This window comes from Exiguobacterium aurantiacum (assembly GCF_001766415.1).
Lineage (GTDB): Bacteria > Bacillota > Bacilli > Exiguobacteriales > Exiguobacteriaceae > Exiguobacterium > Exiguobacterium aurantiacum_A.
In genome coordinates this window covers 1-525 of record NZ_MKXO01000052.1, presented here as the reverse complement: position 1 = coordinate 525, position 525 = coordinate 1, and the positions used below count along the sequence as shown (strand labels likewise).

The window sequence follows — 525 nt, the reverse complement described above, 5'->3', positions numbered from 1 at the left end:
GTTCCGCGGACATCAACTGTTGCGTTAACGAATGTCACTGTTCCATATGCGCTGCAAATTGCGAATAAAGGCGCTGCAAAAGCCATTAGAGAAAACAATGCCATCGCAGAAGGTGTCAATGTCATGAACGGACATATCACGTACGAAGCGGTCGCTCGTGATCTCGGCTATGATTACGTACCTGTCAGCAAAGCCATCGATGCTACTTTTATGACCGAAGCTTAATCAGCTACCCGCCCTATTGATGGGCGGGTTTTATTGTTAACCTAAAATAAAAACAAGTTGGCAAAAATCCTTCTTCCCCTTAATCTATTTGTACAGATAAGACAGGGGGAAACATCATGCAAAAGAAGACAAGAACTGCTGACTTTGTGCTAGTGGGAATGTTTGCTGCACTCATGGCTATCGGAGCCAATATCACATCCATTGTGCCGTTTTTACAGGTCGGCGGAATTCCACTTACGATGCAGCCGTTTTTTTGTGTGCTTGCTGGTCTCTTACTCGGCAGACGGCTTGGCGCATTAG

The 525-nt window shown here is 45.7% G+C and carries 2 pseudogenes; both read left to right on the top strand.

Annotation, left to right across the window (positions count from 1 at the left end):
- Positions 1 to 225: pseudogene (locus tag BJU60_RS15120) on the top strand (alanine dehydrogenase); the annotation flags it as partial.
- A 116-nt stretch (positions 226 to 341) separates the two neighbouring features.
- Positions 342 to 525 (top strand): annotated as a pseudogene (locus tag BJU60_RS14910) (biotin transporter BioY); the annotation flags it as partial.